This window comes from Streptomyces sp. NPDC058741, assembly GCF_042746715.1.
GTDB lineage: Bacteria > Actinomycetota > Actinomycetes > Streptomycetales > Streptomycetaceae > Streptomyces.
The window spans coordinates 67,145-91,193 of record NZ_JBHYQH010000021.1 but is presented as its reverse complement, the minus strand read 5'-3'; the positions used below and the strand labels follow the sequence as shown (position 1 = coordinate 91,193).

Sequence of the window (24,049 nt, the reverse complement as noted above, 5' to 3'; positions counted from 1 at the left end):
GTGACTCACCATGGCGCACGCTCCTGTCCTCGCGGCGACGGTGTCCGCGGCCGCCGGCCCCGTACGTTCTGCGGCCGCAAACGTCTCATGGGAAGGGGCGAAAGCCCGAGTCACGTGCGGAAGAGCCGTCCTCGGCGCGGGGAACGCGTTCCGGGCCGCCATGGGCCGTCTCGACGGCGGCCGCGGCTCCTGCCCGGAGGGCCTCCTGCAAGAATGGGCCCGTGACCCGCGCATCCCTGGACAAGCAGCCGCACGAAGTCGCCTCGATGTTCGACGACGTGGCGGAACGGTACGACCTGACCAACGACGTGCTGTCCCTCGGCCAGGACCGGCGATGGCGCAGGGAGGTCGCCAAGGCGGTCGACGCGCGGCCCGCGCAGAAGATCCTCGACCTGGCGGCGGGCACGGGGACCTCCTCGCTGCCCTTCGCCCGGACCGGCGCCTACGTGGTCCCCTGCGACTTCTCGCAGGGCATGCTCCGGGTCGGCAAGCAGCGTCAGCCCTGGCTGCCGTACACCGCGGGCGACGCGACCCGGCTCCCCTTCCAGGACGACACCTTCGACGCCGTCACCATCTCCTTCGGCCTGCGCAACGTGCAGGACACGGACGCCGCGCTGCGGGAGATGCACCGGGTGACCCGGCCCGGCGGGCGGGTCGTGATCTGCGAGTTCTCGCACCCGACCTGGGCGCCCTTCCGCACGGTCTACACCGAGTACCTGATGCGCGCCCTGCCGCCGGTGGCCCGGGCCGTGTCCTCCAGCCCCGACGCCTACGTCTACCTCGCCGAGTCCATCCGCGCCTGGCCCGACCAGCCCGCCCTCGCGGGGCGGCTGGGCGGCGCCGGCTGGTCGCGGGTGGCCTGGCGCAACCTGAGCGGCGGGATCGTCGCCCTGCACCGGGGCTTCAAGGCGAGCTGACCCGGCGGCGCTACGACGACGAGCCGAGCACCCCGCGCGGGTCGCCCCGCTCGTCCAGCGCCCGCCGGGGACCGCCCCGGGACGGGCGCGGGATCCGCGGCTCGTGCACGCCTCCGTCGCCCTCGCCGGCGCCGAAGTCGAACCACACGTGGACCACCGAGTCCCGCGGCACCTGCGCACCGGGCGGCGGGTACTGGCGCACGACGTAGTCGACGACGGCGAGGTGGAACTCGGGCCGGCCGGGTGCGGTGAGGAACAGGCCCCGGGCCCGTGCCGCCTCGCGTGCGTCCACCGCCGTCAGACCGACCAGGCGCGGCACAGGCACGTCGGGTGGTCTGCGGGACATGTGCACAGATGCCACCCCCAGTGATACGGGAAGGGCAACTCCGCCCGGTGCCCGCCGGAAGCGGCAAGTGGCTATCCGTGACAGTCGGTCACCGAGCGTGTCCGGTGGTCGCGGCAGCGTCGAGGTCGAGGCGGTAGCAGTGCCCCGTCCGCTCCGACGCGGGCGTCGTGAACTGCTCGGCGAGACGCATGCCCAGGCGCCGTGTCACCGCGATGGAGCGCGCGTTGGCCGCGTCGACCATGGCCACGACGCTCGGGACGCCGGCCGCGCGCACCCGCTCCAGCGTCATCCGCGCGGCGGCCGTGACGTACCCCTTGCCCCAGTGCTCCCGGCCCAGCCGCCAGCCGATCTCTATCTCGCCGGTCGGCCCCCAGTCCCGCTCCCAGGGCTGCGCGCCCGTGAAGCCGACGACCTGTCCGGACTCGTCCAGCATCGTCCACAGGCAGAAGCCCCGCTCGGCGTCGTGCCTGCGCTGGCGGGCGGTGAGCTCCTCGTAGACGGACAGCTCGGCCGGCCGGCCGCCGTGGAACTCCATGACGTCGGGGTGGGCGAAGGCCCGGTGCCAGGCGATCGCGTCCTCATCGGTGGGTACACGCAGCCGTACCACGGGGAGAGCTCGGTTCACGGGGCAGCCCTTCAGCCGGTGATCAATCGTGCTGCATAGACTGCCCATGTCCAGTGCCGGTCGGCACGCAGATTTCGAACCTTGGGGAGATCCCGCCGTGACCGAGCCCCTCTCCGAAAACACCGCCGATGTCATCGTCGTCGGCGCGGGGCCAGCCGGCTCCACGACCGCGTACCACCTCGCCAAGGCCGGACTCGACGTACTGCTGCTGGAGAAGACCGAGTTCCCGAGGGAGAAGGTCTGCGGCGACGGCCTGACCCCGCGCGCGGTCAAGCAGCTCGTGGCGATGGGCATCGACATCTCCGAGGAAGCGGGCTGGCTGCGCAACAAGGGCCTGCGGATCATCGGCGGCGGCGTCCGGCTCCAGCTCGACTGGCCGGATCTCGCCGCCTTCCCGGACTACGGCCTCGTCCGCAAGCGCGACGACTTCGACGAGCAGCTCGCCCGGCAGGCGCAGAAGGCCGGCGCCCGGCTCTTCGAGCGCTGCAACGTGGGCGCGCCGATCCTGGACGACCGCACGGGCCGCATCGTCGGTGTGCACGCCAAGCTCGGCGAGGACAAGCGCGAGGTCACCTTCCGCGCGCCGCTCGTCGTCGCCGCCGACGGCAACTCCACCCGCCTGTCCCTCGCCATGGGCCTGCACCGCCGCGAGGACCGCCCGATGGGTGTCGCGGTGCGCACGTACTTCACCAGCCCGCGCCACGAGGACGACTACCTGGAGTCCTGGCTGGAGCTGTGGGACCGCCGCGGCCCCGAGGACCGGCTGCTGCCCGGCTACGGCTGGATCTTCGGCATGGGCGACGGCACCTCGAACGTCGGCCTCGGCGTCCTCAACACCTCCGACTCCTTCAAGGAGCTGGACTGGCGCGAGGTGCTGAAGGCCTGGTGCGCGTCCATGCCGGAGGACTGGGGGTACACCCCCGACAACATGACCGGCCCCATCCGCGGCGCCGCCCTGCCCATGGCCTTCAACCGCCAGCCGCACTACACCAAGGGCCTGCTGCTCGTCGGCGACGCCGGCGGCCTGGTGAACCCCTTCAACGGCGAGGGCATCGCCTACGCCATGGAGTCCGGCCAGATCGCCGCGGACGTCATCGTCCAGGCCCACGCCCGCTCCAACCCCGCGGGGCGCGAGCTGGCCCTGCAGCGCTACCCGCGGGTCCTCAAGGACACCTACGGCGGCTACTACACGCTGGGCCGGGCCTTCGTGAAGCTCATCGGCAACCCGAAGGTCATGCAGATCGCGACGCAGCGCGGCCTCACGCACCCGCTGCTGATGAAGTTCACGCTCAAGCTCCTCGCCAACCTCACGGACCCGACGGGCGGCGACGCGATGGACCGCATCATCAACGGCCTGAGCAAGGTGGCGCCGAAGGCCTGACCTCCCGGCCGGCCGGCCCTGCCCGGGGCCGGGGGCCTCCGCGTCGGCGGCCCGGCGCGCGGGTGCGTGCACCGCGCCGGGCCGCCCATTTCGTGCCCGGATGAGGGCGATCGGGGGGCTGTGTGCGGCGCGTGCGAGGGCGAGCCGCGCCGGCAGCGGACGCGGGAGCCTCTGAGGGGCCCGGGAGGGCCGCGGGGACGGGGCCGGGGTCGCCGGACACCCGCGGGGCGCAACAGGCGCTCCGAGGCGTCCTGGAGGGCCGTACGGACGGGTCCGGGGTTCACCGACAGGCCGGGAGGGCCGTTGCCGACGAGCGGCAGCGGCCCTCCCGGCCCGGAGTGCGTGAGATCAGAGGACGCGCACCGCGCCGTCCGCGGGGTAGCCCGACAGGTCCTGGATGACGACGCCCTTGGAGGGGTTGGCCGCGTCCAGGTACTGGCCGTTCCCGATGTAGACACCCACGTGGTACGCGGAGCCCTTGCCGCCCCAGTACAGGATGTCGCCCACCTGGACGCTGGACAGCGGGACGTCCGTGCCGGCCATCGACTGGTCCTGGGAGACGCGCGGCAGGTCCACACCCACCTGCTTGTACGCGGCCTGCACCAGGGAGGAGCAGTCCCAGGCGTTGGGACCGGTGGCGCCGAGGACGTAGGCGTCGCCGACCTGCGCCTTGAGGAAGGCGATGACCGTCGCGACGCTGCCGCCGGAGGGCGCCGAGACGGATGCCGAGGCGGACGTGGACGCGGACAGGGTGGCGCGCTCGGTGCTGCGGTCGGCGCGCTCGGCGGCGGCCTTGCGGGCGGCCTCCGCGGCCTTCTTCCTGGCCTCCGCCTTCTTCTTGGCCTCGGCGAGGTCCTTCTCGGCCTCGGCGGCGGCCTCGGCGGCGGCGGCGTCACGCTCGGCGCGCAGTTCGTAGTTCGCGGCCGCCTGCTGGGTGGCGGCGGCGGACTGGGCGACCTGAGCGGACAGGTCGGCCGTCAGGGTGGGCAGTTCGATGGTCTGCGTCGCCGGCTCGGCGGCACTAGCCGAGGCCGACGCACCCGCCGCCGCCATGCTGAGAACACCACCGGCGACTCCGGCGCGCAGGGCGATCGAAGAGGTCGCGCTGCGGCGGGGCTTCCGGTGGCTGCGTATGTGAGCGGTGTGGGACATGGGAACAACCGGTACCAGGGGCTCCTTCATATCTTCAAGAAACGTGTGCTGCGCCACAGTTGCTCAAACGGACCGTCAAAAACCCCGAACGAGGGCCTTTATTGACGCCGTAACGGACATTGCGGACGCCCCGTGACCCGCCTGTGATCACGGTGTTCGATCAATACGCCCGAATTGCCCAGCGCCTACCACTGGTTGGATTGATTGGCCAAGCCCCGTTCTCATGAACCTCTCATCGATGTGGCGGAGGTCACGGAACGATCGCCCCGGCGGTCGCGTCCGGGCGGGTGGGTCGCGGCCGGATCGCGTCCGCACGGAGATCGTGAACGAACGCACGCGTCCACACCGCGCCCTCCATGTCCCCTGATGTGTGAACGCGCCTCTATCAAGAGATCGACGGGCACGCGAATTTGCATGCACGTGAACCATCTTGATATGGAGACGCCCCCTCCGGCCTGCGGCGACGAGTCGAAATGTCACCTCTGGTGATCACTCGGACGCTTCGCGTGTGAAGATCACCGCTCATCCGACTTCATGATCGATCGCCAGGTGGCAGAGATCACAAAGCTTGTGCCATACCCCGTGTCGCAGATCACAGAGCGTCGGGCATAGGATGCACGCGGTTGGGCTTGTGACCTGCTTCACATGTTCCCGATCTCCGCCGGGGCGGGCGGGGTTCAGGGGACGGGTGGGGCGGACGTGAGTCCGATGCACACCGCCAGCAGTCAGTGCCGACTGAGAGGAGCGAGGAGCGGTGAACGCTTATGCGCCCATCCTCGTACTGGGAGCCCTCGGGGCAGGCTTTGCGATCTTCTCCGTGGTCATGGCCACGTTGATCGGACCAAAGCGGTACAACCGGGCCAAGCTCGAGGCCTACGAGTGCGGTATCGAGCCGACCCCCACGCCGGCCGGCGGCGGGCGCTTCCCTATCAAGTACTACCTGACGGCGATGCTCTTCATCATCTTCGATATCGAGATCGTCTTCCTCTACCCCTGGGCCGTCACCTTCGACGCCCTGGGGATCTTCGGGCTCGTGGAGATGCTGCTCTTCGTGCTCACCGTCTTCGTCGCGTACGCGTACGTATGGCGGCGCGGCGGCCTGGAATGGGACTGAGGGGCCACACGTCATGGGACTCGAAGAAAAGCTGCCGAGCGGCTTCCTGCTGACCACCGTCGAGCAGGCCGCGGGCTGGGTGCGCAAGTCGTCCGTCTTTCCCGCCACGTTCGGCCTCGCCTGCTGTGCCATCGAGATGATGACCACCGGCGCCGGCCGCTACGACCTGGCGCGCTTCGGCATGGAGGTCTTCCGTGGCTCGCCGCGCCAGGCGGACCTGATGATCGTCGCCGGCCGGGTCAGCCAGAAGATGGCGCCGGTGCTCCGGCAGGTCTACGACCAGATGCCGAACCCCAAGTGGGTGATCTCCATGGGGGTTTGCGCCTCCTCCGGCGGCATGTTCAACAACTACGCGATCGTCCAGGGCGTCGACCACATCGTGCCGGTCGACATCTACCTGCCCGGCTGCCCGCCGCGGCCGGAGATGCTGATGGACGCCATCCTCAAGCTCCACCAGAAGATCCAGTCCTCCAAGCTCGGCGTGAACGCCGAGGAGGCGGCCCGCGAGGCGGAGGAGGCGGCGCTCAAGGCCCTGCCCACGATCGAGATGAAGGGGCTGCTGCGATGAGCGACGCGAACGGCGACGGGGTCAACCCCGAGAAGGAGCTCTCCGCGGAGAACCTCCCGGGCCAGCGCGGCCAGGGCGGCGAGGAGATCCGCGTCCAGCGCGGCATGTTCGGCGCCAACAACGGCGGCGACACCTCCGGTTACGGCGGCCTGGTCCGCTCGGTCCGCCTCCCGGGACCGGCGGCCCGCCCCTACGGCGGCTGGTTCGACGAGGTCGCCGACGAGCTGGAGGGCGCCCTGGAGGAACAGGGCCTGCCGCCCCAGAACGCCATCGAGAGGACGGTCGTCGACCGCGACGAGCTGACCTTCCACATCGAGCGCGAGCACCTGGTCCTCGTCGCCCGCACCCTGCGCGACGACCCGGCCCTGCGCTTCGAGCTGTGCACCGGCGTCAGCGGCGTCCACTACCCGAACGACAAGGGCCGAGAGCTGCACGCCGTCTACCACCTGCGCTCGATCACCCACAACCGGGTGATCCGGCTGGAGGTCAGCGCCCCCGACAGCGACCCGCACATCCCGTCGCTGTTCTCGGTCTATCCGACGAACGACTGGCACGAGCGCGAGACGTACGACTTCTTCGGCATCGTCTTCGACGGCCACCCGGCCCTGACGCGGATCATGATGCCGGACGACTGGCAGGGCTTCCCGCAGCGCAAGGACTACCCCCTCGGCGGCATCCCCGTCGAGTACAAGGGCGCCCAGATCCCGGCTCCGGACCAGCGGAGGTCCTACTCATGAGCACTCCCAACCCGTCGCCCGGCCACCACCCCTCATCGAGTCCCTCCGGGACCGCCTCCTCGGTGGCCTCCCCCCGGGAGACCACCGAGGGCACCGTCTACACCGTCACCGGTGGCGACTGGGACGAGGTCGTCCAGTCCGCCGCCCGCGCCGACGACGAGCGCATCGTCGTCAACATGGGCCCGCAACACCCGTCCACGCACGGCGTGCTCCGCCTGATCCTGGAGATCGAGGGCGAGACGGTCGCCGAGGCCCGCTGCGGAATCGGTTACCTGCACACCGGCATCGAGAAGAACCTCGAGTACCGCACGTGGACGCAGGGCACCACCTTCGTGACGCGCATGGACTACCTCACGCCGTTCTTCAACGAGACGGCGTACTGCCTCGGCGTCGAGAAGCTCCTCGGCATCGAGGACCAGATCCCGGACCGCGCCTCGATCATCCGCGTGCTCCTGATGGAGCTGAACCGGCTCTCCTCGCACCTGGTGTGCATCGCCACCGGCGGCATGGAGCTGGGCGCCACCACGATCATGATCTACGGGTTCCGTGATCGTGAACTCATTCTCGACATCTACGAGCTGATCACCGGCCTGCGGATGAACCACGCGTACATCCGCCCCGGCGGCCTCGCCCAGGACCTGCCGCCCGGCGCGGTGGACCGGATCCGCGAGTTCGTGAAGAAGATGAAGAAGAACCTCCCGGAGTACGACAAGCTCGCCACCGGGAACCCCATCTTCAAGGCCCGTATGCAGGACGTCGGCTACCTCGACCTGGCCGGCTGCATGGCCCTCGGCGCGACGGGACCGATCCTGCGCTCCACCGGCCTGCCGCACGACCTGCGCAAGGCCCAGCCGTACTGCGGCTACGAGACGTACGACTTCGAGATCCCCACCGCCGACACCTGCGACTCCTACGGCCGCTTCCTGATCCGGCTGGAGGAGATGCGCCAGTCGCTCAGGATCGTCGAGCAGTGCCTGGACCGGCTCCAGCCCGGCCCGGTCATGGTCGCCGACAAGAAGATCGCCTGGCCCGCCCAGCTCGCCCTGGGGCCCGACGGGCTCGGCAACTCCCTCGACCACATCAAGAAGATCATGGGCACCTCCATGGAGGCCCTGATCCACCACTTCAAGCTGGTCACCGAGGGCTTCCGGGTCCCGCCTGGCCAGGTCTACGCGGCGGTCGAGTCGCCCAAGGGCGAACTCGGGGTGCACGTCGTCTCCGACGGCGGCACCCGCCCCTACCGGGTCCACTTCCGCGACCCGTCCTTCACCAACCTGCAGGCGATGGCGGCGATGTGCGAGGGCGGCCAGGTCGCCGACGTCATCGTCGCCGTCGCGTCCATCGACCCCGTGATGGGAGGCGTCGACCGGTGACCACCTCTTCCTCCGAGCGGGGCGTCAGCCTGGGCATGCCCGAACTGCCCGCACCCGCCTACCCGGACGACGTCCGGGCCCGCCTGGAGACCGACGCGCGCGAGATCATCGCCCGCTACCCGGACTCCCGGTCCGCCCTCCTGCCGCTGCTGCACCTCGTGCAGTCCGAGGAGGGGCACGTCACGCGCACCGGCATGCGGTTCTGCGCGGACGTCCTCGGCCTGACCACGGCCGAGGTCACCGCCGTCGCCACCTTCTACACGATGTACCGGCGCAGGCCGAGCGGCGACTACCAGGTGGGCGTCTGCACCAACACGCTGTGCGCGGTGATGGGCGGCGACGCGATCTTCGAGGAGCTGCAGGAGCACCTGGGCGTCGGCAACGGCGAGACCACCGGCGACGGCAAGGTCACCCTGGAGCACATCGAGTGCAACGCGGCCTGCGACTTCGCACCGGTCGTGATGGTCAACTGGGAGTTCTTCGACAACCAGACCCCGGACAGCGCCAAGCGCCTGGTCGACGACCTGCGCGCGGGCCGGCCGGTGACGCCCACGCGCGGGGCGCCGCTGTGCACCTTCAAGGACACCGCCCGCATCCTGGCCGGCTTCCCCGACGAGCGGGACGGGGCCGTCGAGTCCGGCGGCAGCGCGGGGCCCGCCTCGCTGGTCGGACTGAAGCTCGCCAAGGGGGAGAGCGCTCCCGCACGCGTGGTGCACCCGCGCGGTGAGGCGGCCCGCACCGGCGCACCGCACGAGCCGTCACCGACGGAGCACCTGAGCTCCCACGACGCGCCACAGGACACATCGGCCTCCGACCCCGCCCACCCGTCGCCCCCCGCCACCCCTGATGGAGGGGCTTCGCCCCGCCCCGCCGATTCGGCCGGGCCCACCGCCGAGGAGGGGGAGTGATGACCTTGGCACCCGAGCTGAAGGACACGAGCCCCGAGAAGCTGCTCGCACCGGTGCTGTCGGCCTTCTGGGACCAGGACAGGTCCTGGACGCTCGACGTGTACCGCCGGCACGACGGCTACGAAGGGCTCCGCAAGGCGCTCGCCCTGTCACCGGACGAGGTGATCGCCTACGTCAAGGACTCCGGTCTGCGCGGACGCGGCGGAGCGGGCTTCCCCACCGGGATGAAGTGGCAGTTCATTCCGCAGGGGGACGGCAAGCCGCACTACCTCGTCGTCAACGCCGACGAGTCGGAGCCGGGGACGTGCAAGGACATCCCGCTCCTCCTCGCGAACCCGCACAGCCTCATCGAGGGCATGATCATCGCGTGCTGGGCCATCCGGTCGTCGCACGCCTTCATCTACCTGCGGGGTGAAGTCGTCCCCGTCCTGCGGCGGTTGCACTCCGCCGTGCGCGAGGCCCACGAGGCGGGCTTCCTCGGAGAGAACATCCTCGGCAGCGGACTGAACCTCGACATCACCGTGCACGCGGGCGCGGGCGCGTACATCTGCGGTGAGGAGACCGCGCTGCTCGACTCGCTCGAAGGCCGCCGCGGCCAGCCGCGGCTGCGTCCCCCCTTCCCCGCCGTCGCGGGCCTCTACGCGTGCCCGACCGTGGTGAACAACGTCGAGTCCATCGCGTCGGTTCCCGCGATCATGCAGCGGGGCAAGGAGTGGTTCCGGTCGATGGGCAGCGAGAAGTCACCCGGCTTCACGCTCTACTCCCTGTCCGGCCACGTCGCCAGCCCCGGCCAGTACGAGGCCCCGCTCGGGATCACGCTCCGCCAGCTGCTGGAGATGAGCGGCGGCATGCGCCCCGGGCACCGCCTGAAGTTCTGGACGCCGGGCGGCTCCTCGACCCCGATGTTCACCGACGAGCACCTCGACGTCCCCCTGGACTACGAGGGAGTGGGTGCCGCCGGTTCCATGCTCGGCACCAAGGCGCTCCAGTGCTTCGACGAGACGACCTGCGTGGTCCGCGCCGTCACCCGCTGGACCGAGTTCTACGCCCACGAGTCCTGCGGCAAGTGCACGCCCTGCCGCGAGGGCACCTACTGGCTCGTGCAGCTGCTGCGCGACATCGAGGCCGGCAAGGGACGGATGTCCGACCTCGACAAGCTGAACGACATCGCCGACAACATCAACGGCAAGTCCTTCTGCGCCCTCGGCGACGGCGCCGCCTCGCCCATCTTCTCCTCGCTCACGTACTTCCGCGAGGAGTACGAGCAGCACATCACGGGCCGGGGCTGCCCCTTCGACCCGGCCAGGTCGACGGCCTGGGCCGACCGCACGGAGGTGAACGCATGACCGTGACCACCAGCTCTCCCTCCGGCGGGGGAGCAGCGGCGGTCCCGCCGGAGGACCTCGTGTCGCTGACGATCGACGGCGCCGAGATCAGCGTGCCCAAGGGCACCCTGGTCATCCGGGCCGCCGAGCAACTGGGCATCGAGATCCCCCGGTTCTGCGACCACCCCCTCCTCGACCCGGCCGGCGCCTGCCGCCAGTGCATCGTCGAGGTCGAGGGCCAGCGCAAGCCCATGGCGTCCTGCACCATCACCTGCACCGACGGGATGGTCGTCAAGACCCACCTCACCTCGCCGGTCGCGGAGAAGGCCCAGAAGGGTGTGATGGAGCTGCTGCTCATCAACCACCCGCTGGACTGCCCGGTCTGCGACAAGGGCGGCGAGTGCCCGCTGCAGAACCAGGCCATGTCGCACGGCGACGCCGAGTCCCGCTTCGACGGCCGCAAGCGGACCTACGAGAAGCCCGTCCCGATCTCCACGCAGGTGCTGCTCGACCGCGAGCGGTGCGTGCTGTGCGCCCGCTGCACCCGGTTCTCCAACCAGGTCGCGGGCGACCCGATGATCGAGCTGATCGAGCGGGGCGCGCTGCAGCAGGTCGGCACCGGCGAGGGCGACCCGTTCGAGTCGTACTTCTCCGGCAACACCATCCAGATCTGCCCGGTCGGGGCGCTGACCTCGGCGGCCTACCGGTTCCGCTCCCGCCCGTTCGACCTCGTCTCCTCCCCGTCGGTGTGCGAGCACTGCTCCGGCGGCTGCGCCACGCGCACCGACCACCGGCGCGGCAAGGTCATGCGGCGGCTCGCCGCCGAGGACCCCGAGGTCAACGAGGAGTGGATCTGCGACAAGGGGCGGTTCGCCTTCCGGTACGCACAGCAGCGCGACCGGCTTGACACGCCGCTGGTGCGCAACGCGGAGGGCGAGCTGGAGCCCGCCTCCTGGCCCGAGGCGCTGCAGATCGCGGCGCAGGGCCTGCTGGCCTCGCGGGGCCGCACCGGCGTGCTGACCGGCGGCCGCCTCACCGTCGAGGACGCCTACGCGTACAGCAAGTTCGCGCGGGTGGCGCTCGACACCAACGACATCGACTTCCGCGCGCGCGTGCACAGTGGCGAGGAGGCCGACTTCCTCGCCGCCCGGATCGCCGGGCGCGGCCGGGACCTCGACGGCAGCGGTGTCACCTACACCGCGCTGGAGAAGGCGCCGGCCGTGCTGCTGGTCGGGTTCGAGGCGGAGGAGGAGGCGCCCGGCGTCTTCCTGCGGCTGCGCAAGGCCTGGCGCAAGCACGGGCAGCGGACCTTCTCGCTCGCCACGCACGCCACCCGCGGCCTGGAGAAGGCCGGCGGCACGCTGCTGCCCGCCGCGCCCGGCACCGAGACCGAGTGGCTGGACGCGCTCGCGAGCGGTGCCGGACTGGAGGGCGACGGCGCCACAGCCGCCGAGGCGCTGCGCGCCGAGGGCGCGGTCATCGCGGTCGGCGAGCGGCTGGCCGCCGTGGCCGGCGGGCTCACCGCCGCCGTCCGCACCGCCGCCGCGACCGGCGCACGCCTGGTGTGGATCCCGCGCCGGGCCGGAGAGCGCGGAGCCGTCGAGGTGGGAGCGCTGCCGTCGCTGCTGCCGGGCGGGCGTCCGGCCATCGACCCCCGCGCGCGGGACGAGGTCGCCGCCGTCTGGGGCGTCGCCGCCCTGCCGCACCGCTACGGCCGCGACACCGGCCAGATCGTGGAGGCCGCCGCGACCGGCGCCCTCCAGGCCCTGCTGGTGGCGGGCGTGGAGATCGCCGACCTGCCCGACCCGGCACGCGCGCGTGCCGCGCTCGACGAGGTCGGCTTCCTGGTCTCGCTGGAGCTGCGGCCCAGCGAGGTCTCGCGGAAGGCCGACGTGGTGCTGCCCGTCGCCGCGGTCGCCGAGAAGGCCGGCACCTTCCTCAACTGGGAAGGCCGGGTGCGCTTCTTCGAGGCCGCCCTCAAGCCCGACCAGACGAGCCGCCGCCCGGCGCCCGGCGACGCGCGCGTGCTGCAGATGCTCGCCGACGCCATGGACGTCCACCTGGGACTGCCGGACCTGCGCACCGTGCGCGCGGAGATCGACCGGCTCGGCGCCTGGCACGGCCCGGGGGCCACCGAGCCCCTGGAGACGGCGGCCGCCCTGCCCCGGCCCGCCGCCGGGGAGGCCGTGCTCGCCGGGCACCGGCTGCTGCTCGACCAGGGCGTCCTGCAGCAGGGCGACGAGGCGCTGGCGGGCACCCGGCACGCCGCCCACGCGCGCGTGTCGCCCGCGACGGCCGCCGAGGCGGGCGTCGAGGAGGGCGACCTCCTCGCGGTGACCGGCCCGCAGGGATCCGTCGAACTCCCGCTGCGGATCACCGAGATGCCCGACCGGGTGGTCTGGCTCCCGCTGAACTCCACCGGCGGCGGCGTCGCCTCCGACACCGGGGCGCGGCCCGGCTCCCTCGTCCGCATCGGCCCGGCGACCCTCGCCGGCGAGGCCCCCAAGGAGGTGGAGGCATGAGCCCGTACCTCGCCGCTGAAGACCTCTCGATGTTCGGCCACGACCCGTGGTGGCTGGTCGTCGTCAAGGCGGTGTTCTGCTTCGCCTTCCTCATGGTGACCGTGCTGGTCTCCATCGTGATGGAGCGCAAGGTCGTCGCCTGGATGCAGCTGCGCATCGGCCCGAACCGGCACGGCCCCTGGGGCATGCTCCAGTCGCTCGCCGACGGCATCAAGCTGATGCTGAAGGAGGACGTGGTCGTCAAGCGCGCGGACAAGGTGGTGTACGTCCTCGCGCCGATCGTCGCGGCCATCCCGGCCTTCATGGCGATCGCGGTGATCCCCTTCGGGCCGGCCGGCAACGAGATCTCGATCTTCGGCCAGCGCACCACGATGCAGCTCACCGACCTGCCGATCGCGATGCTCTACATCCTCGCGGTCGCCTCGATCGGCATCTACGGCATCGTGCTGGCGGGCTGGAGCTCCGGCTCGACCTACCCGCTGCTGGGCGGCCTGCGCTCCTGCGCGCAGATGATCTCCTACGAGATCGCGATGGGCGCCGCCTTCGCCTCCGTGTTCCTCTACTCCGGGTCGATGTCGACGTCGACGATCGTCGAGGGGCAGACCGACCGCTGGTACGTCGTGCTGCTGCCGGTGTCCTTCATCCTCTACATCGTCACGATGGTCGGCGAGACCAACCGCGCCCCGTTCGACATGCCGGAGTCCGAGGGCGACCTGGTCGGCGGCTTCAACACCGAGTACTCCTCGATCAAGTTCGCGATGTTCATGCTCGCGGAGTACGTCAACATGGTGACCGTCTCGGCCGTCGCGACCACGCTCTTCCTCGGCGGCTGGCGGGCCCCGTGGCCGATCAGCACCTTCTGGGAGGGCGCCAACCACGGCTGGTGGCCGCTGCTGTGGTTCACCGTCAAGGTGCAGCTGCTGCTGTTCATGTTCATCTGGATCCGCGGCACCCTCCCGCGCGTCCGCTACGACCAGCTGATGAAGCTCGGCTGGAAGGTCCTCATCCCGGTCTCGCTGGTGTGGCTGATGCTCGTCGCCAGCGTCCGGGCCCTGCGCAACGAGGGCTACGACTTCGCCGACATCGCCCTCTACGTCGTCGGCGGCGTGCTCGCCCTGCTGCTGCTCTCCTTCGTCGCCGACGTGTTCCGCGAGAAGGCGAAGAAGGCCGAACCGCCCGCCGAGGCGCCGGCCGCCTTCGACCCGATGGCGGGCGGGTTCCCCGTACCGCCCCTGCCCGGACAGGAACTTCCGCCGGTCCCGCGACGGCGCTCGCGCACCGAGCGGGAGCTCGTTGTCAGTGGCGGACCCGATACTCACAGTGACGGATCTGCGGGCGGATCTGCGGAGGGAAAGGAGGCGTCCGATGGCTGAGGAACTCGAGCGCTCGAAGGCAGAGGAACCCAGGGACACCAAGCCCGGGTTCATGAACCCGGTGGCCGGCTTCGGCGTGACCTTCAAGGCCATGTTCAAGAAGCGGCTGACCGAGCAGTACCCGGAGCAGCCGAAGACCACGGCTCCCCGCTTCCACGGACGGCACCAGCTCAACCGCCACCCCGACGGCCTGGAGAAGTGCGTCGGCTGCGAGCTGTGCGCCTGGGCCTGCCCCGCCGACGCCATCTACGTGGAGGGCGCGGACAACACGGAGGAGGAGCGCTACTCCCCGGGCGAGCGGTACGGCCGCGTCTACCAGATCAACTACGCCCGCTGCATCCTGTGCGGCCTGTGCATCGAGGCCTGCCCCACGCGCGCGCTGACGATGACCAACGAGTTCGAGCTGGCCGACTCCAGCCGCGCCAACCTCATCTACACCAAGGAGCAGCTGCTCGCCGGTCTGGAGGAGGGCATGGTCGACACCCCCCACGCCATCTACCCCGGCACGGACGAACAGGACTACTACCGGGGCCTGGTCACCGAGGCCGCGCCCGGTACGGAGCGCCAGGTCGCCGCGTCCAAGGGCGAGGTCGTGCAGGAGGCCGACTCGACCTTCGGTCCGGACGAGCCGGCATCCGAGAAGGTGATCCGCCGATGACCGCCCAGCTCGCCGCCTACACCACCTCCACCGGAGAGGCCGTCCAGTTCTGGATCCTGGGCACCGTCGCGGTGCTCGGGGCCCTGGGCACCATCCTCATGAAGAGGGCCGTGCACAGCGCGCTCTGCCTCGCCGGGACCATGATCGTCCTCGCGGTGTTCTACCTCGCGAACGGAGCCTACTTCCTGGGCGTCGTCCAGATCGTCGTCTACACGGGCGCGATCATGATGCTGTTCCTGTTCGTGGTGATGCTGGTCGGCGTCACCGCGGCGGACTCCCTGAAGGAGACCATCAAGGGCCAGCGCTGGCTGGCCCTGCTGTGCGGGCTCGGCTTCGGCATCCTGCTGATCGCCGGGATCGGCAACGCCTCCCTGACGGAGTTCAACGGCATCGGCCAGGCGAACGCCGGGGGCAACGTGGAGGGCATCGCCGCCCTGCTGTTCACCCGCTACGTCTTCGCGTTCGAGATCACCGGCGCCCTGCTCATCACGGCCGCCGTCGGCGCCATGGTGCTCACCCACCGCGAGCGCACGGAGCGCGCCAAGACGCAGCGGGAGCTCGCCGAGGAGCGCGTCCGCGAGGGCACGTACCTGCCGCCGCTGCCGGCGCCCGGTGTGTACGCCCGGCACAACGCGGTCGACATCGCGGGCCTGCTGCCCGACGGCACCCCCTCCGAGCTCACCGTCAGCAAGACGCTGCGCGAGCGGGGCCAGGTCCGCGACGTCTCGCAGGAGGCGCTCAACGATCTGCGGGCCCTGGAGCAGCGTGCCGAGGAGCGCCTGGAGCGCAAGGCCGTCGAGCCGGCCACGTTCAAGCGGCCCGAGGAGGCGTCGAAGTGAACCCGGTCAACTACCTCTATCTCGCGGCCCTGCTGTTCACGATCGGCGCCACCGGCGTGCTGATCAGGCGCAACGCGATCGTGGTGTTCATGTGCATCGAGCTCATGCTCAACGCCTGCAACCTCGCGTTCGTCGCCTTCTCCCGGATGCACGGCAACCTCGACGGCCAGATCATCGCCTTCTTCACGATGGTCGTCGCCGCCGCGGAGGTCGTCGTCGGGCTCGCGATCATCGTGTCCCTGTTCCGTGCCCGCCACTCGGCCTCGGTCGACGACGCCAGCCTGATGAAGCTGTAAGGGGTCGGGAGAATCGTGGAGAACCTGATTGCGCTGCTGATCGCGGCGCCCCTGCTCGGAGCGGCGGTCCTGCTGTGCGGCGGACGCCGGCTGGACGCCGTCGGCCACTGGCTCGGCACCGTGCTCGCGGCCGCCTCCTTCGTGCTCGGCCTGGTGCTGTTCACCGACATGCTCGGCCGGGACGCCGAGAGCCGCCTGATGACCCAGCGCCTGTTCAGCTGGGTCCCCGTCGAGGGCTTCCAGGCGGACGTCGCCTTCCAGCTCGACCAGCTGTCCATGACGTTCGTGCTGCTGATCACGGGCGTCGGATCGCTGATCCACATGTACTCCGTCGGGTACATGGAGCACGACGAGCGGCGCCGCCGCTTCTTCGGCTATCTGAACCTGTTCCTCGCGGCGATGCTGATCCTCGTCCTCGCCGACAACTACCTGCTGCTGTACCTGGGCTGGGAGGGCGTCGGTCTCGCCTCCTACCTGCTGATCGGCTTCTGGCAGCACAAGCCCAGCGCCGCCACGGCCGCGAAGAAGGCCTTCCTGGTCAACCGCGTCGGCGACATGGGCCTGTCCATCGCGATCATGCTGATGTTCCTGTGGTTCGGCACGTTCGCCTTCGGGCCGGTGCTCGGCAGCCTCACCGAGCCGGGACTCGCCGGTGAGGCGGGCGAGGGCAAGCTCACCGCCATCGCCCTGATGCTGCTGCTCGCGGCCTGCGGCAAGTCCGCCCAGGTGCCGCTGCAGTCCTGGCTCGGGGACGCGATGGAGGGCCCCACCCCGGTCTCGGCCCTCATCCACGCCGCGACGATGGTGACGGCGGGCGTCTACCTGATCGTCCGTTCCGCCGCCGTCTTCAACGGCGCCCCGGACGCGCAGCTGGTCGTCACGATCGTCGGCGCGGTCACGCTCCTGTTCGGTGCGATCGTCGGTTGCGCGAAGGACGACATCAAGAAGGCCCTGGCCGGCTCGACCATGTCGCAGATCGGCTACATGGTCCTCGCCGCGGGCCTCGGCCCCATCGGCTACGTCTTCGCGATCATGCACCTGGTGACGCACGGCTTCTTCAAGGCCGGGCTGTTCCTCGGCGCCGGCTCGGTCATGCACGGCATGAACGACGAGGTGGACATGCGCAGGTACGGCGGCCTGCGCACGTACATGCCGGTCACCTTCGTCACCTTCGGTCTCGGCTACCTCGCGATCATCGGCTTCCCGGGCCTGTCCGGCTTCTTCTCCAAGGACAAGATCATCGAGTCGGCGTTCGCCAAGGGCGGCACCGAGGGCTGGATCCTCGGCGCCTGCGCCCTGCTCGGCGCGGCCATCACCGCGTACTACATGACGCGCGTGATGCTGATGACGTTCTTCGGCGAGGAGCGCTGGCGCGACGCCCCGACGCCGTCCCCGGCGCAGCCGGACGTGGAGCCCGCCGCCCAGACGCGCGGCGCGGCTGAATCCGGACATGCCGCTGCCGCGGCGGGCCCGCCGCACCCGCACGAGTCGCCCAAGGTCATGACGATCCCGATGATCGTGCTGGCCGTCGGATCGGTGGCGGGCGGCGCGCTGTTCAGCATCGGCGACCGCTTCCTGCACTGGCTGGAGCCCGTCACCGGCCACAGCCACGGCCATCCGCCGATCAGCGCGGGCGTGGTCACCGGCGCGACCGTGGCGTGCATGGTCATCGGTGTGGCCGTCGCCTGGGCGCAGTACGGCCGCCGCCCGGTCCCGGCGGTCGCCCCGCGCGGCTCGCTGCTCACCCGGGCCGCCCGCCGCGACCTGCTCCAGGACGACTTCAACCACGTCGTCCTGGTCCGCGGCGGCGAGCACCTCACGCGGTCCCTGGTGTACGTCGACCACACCCTGGTCGACGGCGTCGTCAACGGCACGGCGGCCTCGGTCGGCGGCCTGTCCGGGCGGATGCGCAGGCTGCAGAACGGCTTCGCCCGCTCCTACGCGGTCTCGATGTTCGGCGGCGCGGCGCTCATCGTCGCCGCGACCCTGCTGATGAGGGCGGTCTGATTCCGATGTCCTTTCCCCTGCTGACAGCGACAGCGGCGCTCCCGGCCGTCGGGGCGATCGCCACGGCCGCCGTCCCCGCCGCGAAGCGCACCGCCGCCAAGTGGCTGGCGCTGCTCTTCTCGCTCGCCACGCTCGTCCTCGCGATCGTCGTCCTGGTCCGCTTCGACCCGGGCGGCGACCGCTACCAGCTCACCGAGTCCCACGCCTGGATCGCCGACTTCGGCGTCCGCTACGAACTGGGCGTGGACGGCATCGGCGTGGCGCTGATCGGGCTCACGGCCCTGCTGATCCCGTTCATCATCCTCGCGGGCTGGCACGACGCCGACCCCCTGGAGACCGGCAGCAGCCGGTGGCGGCCGACGCAGGGCTTCTTCGCCCTGATCCTGGCCGTCGAGGCGATGGTGATCCTCTCCTTCGAGGCCACCGACGTCTTCCTCTTCTACATCTTCTTCGAAGCCATGCTGATCCCGATGTACTTCCTCATCGGCGGCTTCGGGGACCGTGCCCACGAGCACGGTGAGAAGGCTGCGGCGACCCAGCGGTCCTACGCGGCGGTGAAGTTCCTCCTCTACAACCTGGCCGGCGGTCTGATCATGCTGGCCGCGGTGATCGGCCTGTACGTCGTCGCCGGGAACTTCTCGCTCCAGGAGATCGCCGCGGCCCGGGCCGACGGCTCGCTGGACATGGCGACGAACACCGAGCGCTGGCTGTTCCTGGGCTTCTTCCTCGCCTTCGCGGTGAAGGCGCCGCTGTGGCCGCTGCACACCTGGCTGCCCAACGCGATGCAGGAGTCGACGGCTCCGGTCGCGGTCCTCATCACGGCGGTCGTCGACAAGGTCGGCACCTTCGCGATGCTCCGCTTCTGCCTCCAGCTCTTCCCGGAGGCCAGCAAGTGGGCGACGCCCGTGATCCTCGTCCTGGCGCTGATCAGCATCATCTACGGGGCGTTGCTCGCGGTCGGCCAGCGGGACATCAAGCGGCTGGTGGCCTACGCGTCGATCTCCCACTTCGGCTTCATCATCATGGGCATCTTCGCGATGACCAGCCAGGGCCAGTCCGGGGCGACGCTCTACATGGTCAACCACGGCATCTCGACGGCCGTGCTGATGCTGATCGCCGGCTTCCTGATCTCGCGGCGCGGCTCCCGGCTCATCGCCGACTACGGCGGGGTGCAGAAGGTCGCCCCGGTGCTCGCCGGCACGTTCCTGATCGGCAGCCTCGCCACCCTGTCCCTGCCGGGCCTGGCGCCGTTCGTCAGCGAGTTCCTGGTCCTGGTCGGCACGTTCACGCGCTACCCGGTCATCGGCATCATCGCCACGTTCGGCATCGTCCTCGCCGCGCTCTACACGCTCGTCCTGTACCAGCGGACGATGACGGGCCCGGTGAGACCCGAGGTCGGTGCGATGGCGGACCTCAAGGTCCGGGAGCTCGTGGTCGTCGCCCCGCTGGTCGTCCTGCTGATCTTCCTGGGCGTCTACCCGAAGCCCGTCACGGACATCGTCAACCCGGCGGTCGAGCACACCATGTCCGACGTACAGAAGAAGGACCCCCAGCCCGAGGTGGAGGCGGCCAAGTGAGCGCATCAGCCGTCCACAGCCTGTGGACAACCGCGGCCGAACCGATCACCAAGATCGACGCGCCGAAGTTCGAGTACGGGCAGCTGGCGCCCGTCCTGATCGTCGTCGGCGCGGCGATCGTCGGGATCCTCGTCGAGGCGCTCGTTCCGCGCAGAACGCGCTACCACGTCCAGATGTTCGTGTCCGTCGTGGCGCTCGCCGCCGCTTTCGCCGCGGTCGTGGCGCTCGCGGCGGACGGGTTCGGCACGACCAAGGCGCGCGTCGCGGCGATGGGCGCGCTCGCCGTGGACGGACCGGCCCTGTTCCTGCAGGGCACGATCCTGCTGGCGGGCCTGGTCGGCCTGTTCACCTTCGCCGAGCGGCGCCTGGACCCGGCGGCGCACGGCAACCGCGTCGACTCCTTCGCCGCGCAGGCCGCGTCCGTGCCGGGCAGCGACAGCGAGAAGGCCGCGGTCAAGGCCGGGTTCACCACCACCGAGGTGTTCCCGCTGCTGCTGTTCGCCGTCGCCGGCATGCTGGTCTTCCCGGCGGCCAACGACCTGCTGACGCTGTTCGTCGCGCTGGAGGTCTTCTCCCTCCCGCTGTACCTGCTGTGCGCGCTGGCCCGCCGGAAGCGGCTGATGTCGCAGGAGGCGGCGGTCAAGTACTTCCTGCTCGGCGCGTTCGCCTCCGCGTTCACGCTGTTCGGCATCGCGCTCCTCTACGGCTACGCGGGCTCGATGTCGTACGCCACGATCGCGCAGGTCGTCGAGGGCACTGTGCAGGACGTCAACCCGGCGCTCGCCGGCACCATGGGCAACGACGCGCTGCTGCTGGTCGGCGCCGCGCTGCTGCTGATGGGCCTGCTGTTCAAGGTGGGCGCGGTGCCGTTCCACATGTGGACGCCGGACGTGTACCAGGGCGCGCCCACCCCGGTGACCGGCTTCATGGCGGCGGCGACGAAGGTGGCCGCGTTCGGCGCGCTGCTGCGCCTGCTGTACGTCGTCCTGCCGGGGCTGCGCTGGGACTGGCGGCCGGTGATGTGGGCGGTGGCGATCGTCACGATGCTGGGCGGTGCGATCGTCGCGATCACGCAGACCGACATCAAGCGGCTGCTGGCGTACTCGTCGATCGCGCACGCCGGGTTCATCCTCGCGGGTGTCATCGCGACCACGCCGGACGGCGTCTCGTCGGTGCTGTTCTACCTGGCCGCGTACTCGTTCGTGACGATCGGCGCCTTCGCGGTGGTCACGCTGGTGCGCGACGCGGGCGGTGAGGCGACGCACCTGTCCAAGTGGGCGGGGCTCGGCCGCCGCTCGCCCCTGGTGGCGGCCGTGTTCGCGGTGTTCCTGCTGGCCTTCGCCGGCATTCCGCTGACCTCAGGGTTCGCCGGGAAGTTCGCCGTGTTCAAGGCGGCGGCGGACGGCGGGGCGGCCCCGCTCGTGGTGATCGGCGTGATCTCGTCGGCGATCGCGGCGTTCTTCTACATCCGGGTCATCGTGCTGATGTTCTTCAGCGAGCCCCGGCCGGAGGGCCCGACGGTGGCGGTGCCGTCGCCGCTGACGATCACGGCCATCGGGATCGGGGTGGCGGTCACGCTGGTGCTCGGTGTGGCGCCGCAGTACTTCCTGGATCTGGCGGGGCAGGCGAGCGTGTTCGTCCGCTGACGCCCGCGTCCGTCCGGTGGGACCCGGGCTCCTTCGGGAGCCGGGTCCCACCGCTTTTCGCGGGCCGTCCACCGGTCGGTGCGAACGTGAGTGCGAGTGAGGTGCCCTCGCGGGCGGGTGTGCGGCGGGACCTGTGGACGACTCCGGGGCTGTCGGTGCGGGCGCCTATGGTGGACGCAGTGGTCGAGGGGCGACAACGGGGGACGCAACGATGGGCGCGACGGGCGGGACGGGTGTGATGACGGAACGGGACGCGGAGAGCGGAACCGGGGCCGGGGCGGGAATCGAGGCAGAATTCGGGGCCGGGGCCGGGGCCGGGGCTGCGGCCGGTGCGGGTGCCGGGGACCCGGCCGGGCCGCTCGGGGCCGACGCCAGTGAGGCGCTGGCCGCGCTGCACCGCGTCTTCGGCTACGGCGCCTTCCGCGGCGAGCAGGAAGCCGTCATCGACCATGTCGTCGCGGGCGGCGACGCGGTCGTGCTCATGCCGACCGGCGGCGGCAAGTCGCTCTGCTACCAGATCCCGTCCCTGGTCCGGCCCGGCACGGGCGTGGTCGTCTCCCCGCTGATCGCCCTCATGCAGGACCAGGTGGACGCGCTGCGGGCGCTGGGCGTGCGGGCCGGGTTCGTGAACTCCACGCTGGACTTCGACGAGCGGCGGGTGGTGGAGGCGCAGTTCCTCGCCGGCGAGCTCGACCTGCTCTACCTGGCGCCCGAGCGGCTGCGGCTGGAGAGCACGCTCGATCTGCTCTCGCGCGGCAAGATCTCCCTCTTCGCGATCGACGAGGCGCACTGCGTCTCCCAGTGGGGCCACGACTTCCGCCCCGACTACCTGGCCCTGTCCCTGCTCGGCGAGCGCTGGCCGGACGTACCCCGCGTCGCGCTCACGGCGACGGCCACGCGGGCGACGCACCAGGAGATCACCGAGCGGCTGAACATGCCCTCGGCCCGGCACTTCGTGGCGAGCTTCGACCGGCCCAACATCCAGTACCGGATCGTGCCGAAGGCCGACCCGAAGAAGCAGCTGCTGAGCTTCCTGCGCGAGGAGCACCCGGGCGACGCGGGCATCGTCTACTGCCTGTCGCGCAACTCGGTGGAGAAGACCGCCGAGTTCCTCAGCCGCAACGGCATCGAGGCGGTGCCGTACCACGCGGGTCTGGACGCGGGCACGCGCGCGGCGCACCAGTCGCGCTTCCTGCGCGAGGACGGCCTGGTCGTGGTGGCGACCATCGCCTTCGGCATGGGCATCGACAAGCCGGACGTCCGCTTCGTGGCCCACCTCGACCTGCCCAAGTCGGTCGAGGGCTACTACCAGGAGACGGGCCGGGCCGGCCGTGACGGTCTGCCGTCGACGGCCTGGATGGCCTACGGCCTGAACGACGTCATACAGCAGCGCAAGCTGATCCAGTCCGGCGAGGGCGACGATGCCTTCCGGCGCCGTGCCCAGTCCCACCTGGACGCCATGCTGGCGATGTGCGAGACGTCGCAGTGCCGCCGGGCCCAGCTCCTCGCCTACTTCGGCCAGGACCCCGACCCGGCAGGCTGCGGCAACTGCGACACCTGCCTGACCCCGCCGGAGACCTGGGACGGCACGGTCGCGGCGCAGAAGGTGCTGTCGACGGTGGTGCGGCTGCAGCGGGAGCGCGGGCAGAAGTTCGGCGCGGTGCAGATCGTCGACATCCTGCTGGGCAAGCGCACCGGCAAGGTGATCCAGTTCGACCACGACCAGCTGTCGGTGTTCGGCATCGGCGACGATCTGACCGAGGGCGAATGGCGGGGTGTCATCCGGCAGTTGCTTGCCCAGGGCCTGCTCGCGGTGGAGGGCGAGTACGGCACGCTGGTGCTGACCGAGGCCAGCGGGGCGGTGCTGCGGCGGGAGCGGGAGGTGCCGCTGCGCAAGGAGCCGAAGAAGCCGGTGACGTCCCGGTCGGGCTCCTCGTCGGCCTCGGGCTCCGGGCGGGGGGAGCGCAAGGGCAAGGCGGTCGCGGCCGAGCTGCCGGAGGAGTTGCTGCCCGCGTTCGAGGCACTGCGCGCCTGGCGGGCCGAACAGGCCCGCGAGCAGGGCGTCCCGGCGTACGTCATCTTCCACGACGCCACGCTGAGGGAGATCGCCCTGGCGTGGCCGGCGTCGGTGGCGGAGCTCGGCGGGATCAGCGGGGTCGGGGAGAAGAAGCTGGCCACGTACGGGGAGGGGGTGCTGGAGGTGCTCGCGTCGCTCGGCGGTGGCCCTGGCACGTCCTCGGGCCGGGAGCCGGGCCGGCCCTCCCCTCCTGCTCCGGACCACGCGTCCGGCCCCGACGCGGGCGGCCCGGCGGATCCGGACGACTGGCCCGAGATGGACGCCGAGCCCGAGCCGGAGGACTGGATGTGAGGCCGGGTTGATCCCTGGCCCGATTTGGGAGGAGTGGATGGAGGGCCGGGCTGGTCCCTGGCCCGATCCGGAGGACTGGAAGCACGGCCGGGCTGACCTCAAGCCCGGAAGGACGGGATGCAGGGCTGGGTTGATGCCTGGCCCGAGCCGGAGGACTGGCCCGAGATGGACGCCGAGCCCGAGCCGGAGGGCTGGATGTGAGGCCGGGCTGACCTCAAGCCCGGAGGAGTGGATGGAGGGCCGGGCTGGTCCCTGGCCCGATCCGGAGGACTGGAAGCACGGCCGGGCTGACCTCAAGCCCGGAAGAACGGGCTGCA

General features: G+C 70.8%; 20 protein-coding genes. 17 read left to right on the top strand and 3 right to left on the bottom strand.

All coding sequences use genetic code 11. The features are described 5' to 3' along the window. Positions 1-221: 221 nt before the first annotated feature. On the top strand, positions 222-917 hold the full coding sequence (locus ACFW6P_RS18890; protein WP_386424176.1) for a demethylmenaquinone methyltransferase: 696 nt from the start codon (positions 222-224) through the stop codon (positions 915-917). 10 nt (positions 918-927) lie between these two features. Here ACFW6P_RS18890 and ACFW6P_RS18885 read toward each other — a convergent pair whose 3' ends face one another. Both ACFW6P_RS18885 and ACFW6P_RS18880 read right to left on the bottom strand, forming a co-directional pair. Next, positions 928-1,263 carry a PASTA domain-containing protein gene (locus tag ACFW6P_RS18885; RefSeq protein ID WP_386424174.1) on the bottom strand — a complete coding sequence of 112 codons (336 nt, stop codon included), beginning with the start codon at positions 1,261-1,263 and terminating at the stop codon, positions 928-930. A gap of 88 nt (positions 1,264-1,351) precedes the next feature. Then, on the bottom strand, positions 1,352-1,936 hold the full coding sequence (locus tag ACFW6P_RS18880) for a GNAT family N-acetyltransferase (protein ID WP_386424173.1): 585 nt from the start codon (positions 1,934-1,936) through the stop codon (positions 1,352-1,354). Here ACFW6P_RS18880 and ACFW6P_RS18875 point away from each other — a divergent pair. After that, positions 1,935-3,269, top strand: a complete 1,335-nt coding sequence (locus tag ACFW6P_RS18875) for a geranylgeranyl reductase family protein (protein ID WP_386349441.1) — start codon at positions 1,935-1,937, stop codon at positions 3,267-3,269. The two genes, ACFW6P_RS18880 and ACFW6P_RS18875, sit on opposite strands and share 2 nt — an antisense overlap. A gap of 348 nt (positions 3,270-3,617) precedes the next feature. Here the strand turns inward: ACFW6P_RS18875 and ACFW6P_RS18870 are convergent, their stop codons facing one another. After that, positions 3,618-4,451 (bottom strand): C40 family peptidase, encoded by an 834-nt coding sequence (locus tag ACFW6P_RS18870; RefSeq protein WP_386349443.1) that lies wholly within the window; start codon positions 4,449-4,451, stop codon positions 3,618-3,620. A 724-nt stretch (positions 4,452-5,175) separates the two neighbouring features. Between ACFW6P_RS18870 and ACFW6P_RS18865 the strand changes: the two genes are divergently transcribed. From ACFW6P_RS18865 to recQ, 15 genes are all read left to right on the top strand, one after another. Next, a complete protein-coding gene (locus ACFW6P_RS18865) occupies positions 5,176-5,535 on the top strand; it encodes an NADH-quinone oxidoreductase subunit A (RefSeq protein WP_003974383.1) in 360 nt (119 codons plus the stop codon). A gap of 13 nt (positions 5,536-5,548) precedes the next feature. Then, entirely contained in the window at positions 5,549-6,103 is a 555-nt protein-coding gene (locus ACFW6P_RS18860; protein ID WP_018528252.1) for an NADH-quinone oxidoreductase subunit B family protein, read from the top strand. After that, on the top strand, positions 6,100-6,840 hold the full coding sequence (locus ACFW6P_RS18855) for an NADH-quinone oxidoreductase subunit C (RefSeq protein WP_386424171.1): 741 nt from the start codon (positions 6,100-6,102) through the stop codon (positions 6,838-6,840). The genes ACFW6P_RS18860 and ACFW6P_RS18855 overlap by 4 nt, the downstream gene beginning before the upstream one ends. Further along, positions 6,837-8,213, top strand: coding sequence for an NADH-quinone oxidoreductase subunit D (locus ACFW6P_RS18850; protein WP_386349446.1), 1,377 nt, complete (start codon positions 6,837-6,839; stop codon positions 8,211-8,213). Before ACFW6P_RS18855 ends, ACFW6P_RS18850 begins: the two co-directional genes overlap by 4 nt. Continuing rightward, on the top strand, positions 8,210-9,121 hold the full coding sequence (gene nuoE / locus ACFW6P_RS18845; RefSeq protein ID WP_386349448.1) for an NADH-quinone oxidoreductase subunit NuoE: 912 nt from the start codon (positions 8,210-8,212) through the stop codon (positions 9,119-9,121). Before ACFW6P_RS18850 ends, nuoE begins: the two co-directional genes overlap by 4 nt. Further along, the gene (gene nuoF / locus ACFW6P_RS18840) at positions 9,121-10,467 is read left to right on the top strand and encodes an NADH-quinone oxidoreductase subunit NuoF (RefSeq protein ID WP_386349450.1); all 1,347 of its coding nucleotides are present in this window, start codon (positions 9,121-9,123) and stop codon (positions 10,465-10,467) included. Before nuoE ends, nuoF begins: the two co-directional genes overlap by 1 nt. Continuing rightward, positions 10,464-12,968: an NADH-quinone oxidoreductase subunit G gene (locus tag ACFW6P_RS18835; RefSeq protein WP_386424169.1), complete on the top strand. Its 2,505-nt coding sequence runs from the start codon at positions 10,464-10,466 to the stop codon at positions 12,966-12,968. Before nuoF ends, ACFW6P_RS18835 begins: the two co-directional genes overlap by 4 nt. Continuing rightward, positions 12,965-14,341, top strand: coding sequence for an NADH-quinone oxidoreductase subunit NuoH (gene nuoH, locus ACFW6P_RS18830; protein ID WP_386424167.1), 1,377 nt, complete (start codon positions 12,965-12,967; stop codon positions 14,339-14,341). Before ACFW6P_RS18835 ends, nuoH begins: the two co-directional genes overlap by 4 nt. After that, complete coding sequence (nuoI, locus tag ACFW6P_RS18825) at positions 14,334-14,999, top strand: NADH-quinone oxidoreductase subunit NuoI (protein WP_386349458.1); 666 nt, start codon at positions 14,334-14,336, stop codon at positions 14,997-14,999. The genes nuoH and nuoI overlap by 8 nt, the downstream gene beginning before the upstream one ends. Beyond that, positions 14,996-15,838 carry an NADH-quinone oxidoreductase subunit J gene (locus ACFW6P_RS18820; RefSeq protein ID WP_386349461.1) on the top strand — a complete coding sequence of 281 codons (843 nt, stop codon included), beginning with the start codon at positions 14,996-14,998 and terminating at the stop codon, positions 15,836-15,838. Before nuoI ends, ACFW6P_RS18820 begins: the two co-directional genes overlap by 4 nt. Further along, positions 15,835-16,134 (top strand): NADH-quinone oxidoreductase subunit NuoK, encoded by a 300-nt coding sequence (nuoK, locus tag ACFW6P_RS18815; protein WP_003992252.1) that lies wholly within the window; start codon positions 15,835-15,837, stop codon positions 16,132-16,134. Before ACFW6P_RS18820 ends, nuoK begins: the two co-directional genes overlap by 4 nt. Before the next feature lie 15 nt (positions 16,135-16,149). Next, complete coding sequence (nuoL, locus tag ACFW6P_RS18810; RefSeq protein ID WP_386424166.1) at positions 16,150-18,141, top strand: NADH-quinone oxidoreductase subunit L; 1,992 nt, start codon at positions 16,150-16,152, stop codon at positions 18,139-18,141. A gap of 5 nt (positions 18,142-18,146) precedes the next feature. Continuing rightward, on the top strand, positions 18,147-19,718 hold the full coding sequence (locus ACFW6P_RS18805) for an NADH-quinone oxidoreductase subunit M (protein ID WP_386349467.1): 1,572 nt from the start codon (positions 18,147-18,149) through the stop codon (positions 19,716-19,718). After that, the gene (nuoN, locus tag ACFW6P_RS18800; protein ID WP_386349469.1) at positions 19,715-21,364 is read left to right on the top strand and encodes an NADH-quinone oxidoreductase subunit NuoN; all 1,650 of its coding nucleotides are present in this window, start codon (positions 19,715-19,717) and stop codon (positions 21,362-21,364) included. Before ACFW6P_RS18805 ends, nuoN begins: the two co-directional genes overlap by 4 nt. A 238-nt stretch (positions 21,365-21,602) precedes the next feature. Beyond that, complete coding sequence (gene recQ / locus ACFW6P_RS18795; RefSeq protein ID WP_386424165.1) at positions 21,603-23,732, top strand: DNA helicase RecQ; 2,130 nt, start codon at positions 21,603-21,605, stop codon at positions 23,730-23,732. Positions 23,733-24,049 lie beyond the last annotated feature (317 nt).

Bases quoted from the DNA above. Each gene is read 5' to 3' on its own strand.
- ACFW6P_RS18860 (WP_018528252.1), top strand. From the start codon at position 5,549: ATGGGACTCGAAGAAAAGCTGCCGAGCGGCTTCCTGCTGACCACCGTC.
- ACFW6P_RS18835 (WP_386424169.1), top strand. From the start codon at position 10,464: ATGACCGTGACCACCAGCTCTCCCTCCGGCGGGGGAGCAGCGGCGGTC.
- nuoI (WP_386349458.1), top strand. From the start codon at position 14,334: ATGGCTGAGGAACTCGAGCGCTCGAAGGCAGAGGAACCCAGGGACACC.
- ACFW6P_RS18885 (WP_386424174.1), bottom strand. From the start codon at position 1,263: ATGTCCCGCAGACCACCCGACGTGCCTGTGCCGCGCCTGGTCGGTCTG.
- ACFW6P_RS18820 (WP_386349461.1), top strand. From the start codon at position 14,996: ATGACCGCCCAGCTCGCCGCCTACACCACCTCCACCGGAGAGGCCGTC.
- ACFW6P_RS18880 (WP_386424173.1), bottom strand. From the start codon at position 1,936: ATGGGCAGTCTATGCAGCACGATTGATCACCGGCTGAAGGGCTGCCCC.
- nuoF (WP_386349450.1), top strand. From the start codon at position 9,121: ATGACCTTGGCACCCGAGCTGAAGGACACGAGCCCCGAGAAGCTGCTC.
- ACFW6P_RS18850 (WP_386349446.1), top strand. From the start codon at position 6,837: ATGAGCACTCCCAACCCGTCGCCCGGCCACCACCCCTCATCGAGTCCC.
- nuoH (WP_386424167.1), top strand. From the start codon at position 12,965: ATGAGCCCGTACCTCGCCGCTGAAGACCTCTCGATGTTCGGCCACGAC.
- ACFW6P_RS18805 (WP_386349467.1), top strand. From the start codon at position 18,147: ATGTCCTTTCCCCTGCTGACAGCGACAGCGGCGCTCCCGGCCGTCGGG.
- ACFW6P_RS18870 (WP_386349443.1), bottom strand. From the start codon at position 4,451: ATGAAGGAGCCCCTGGTACCGGTTGTTCCCATGTCCCACACCGCTCAC.
- ACFW6P_RS18855 (WP_386424171.1), top strand. From the start codon at position 6,100: ATGAGCGACGCGAACGGCGACGGGGTCAACCCCGAGAAGGAGCTCTCC.
- recQ (WP_386424165.1), top strand. From the start codon at position 21,603: ATGACGGAACGGGACGCGGAGAGCGGAACCGGGGCCGGGGCGGGAATC.
- ACFW6P_RS18875 (WP_386349441.1), top strand. From the start codon at position 1,935: ATGTCCAGTGCCGGTCGGCACGCAGATTTCGAACCTTGGGGAGATCCC.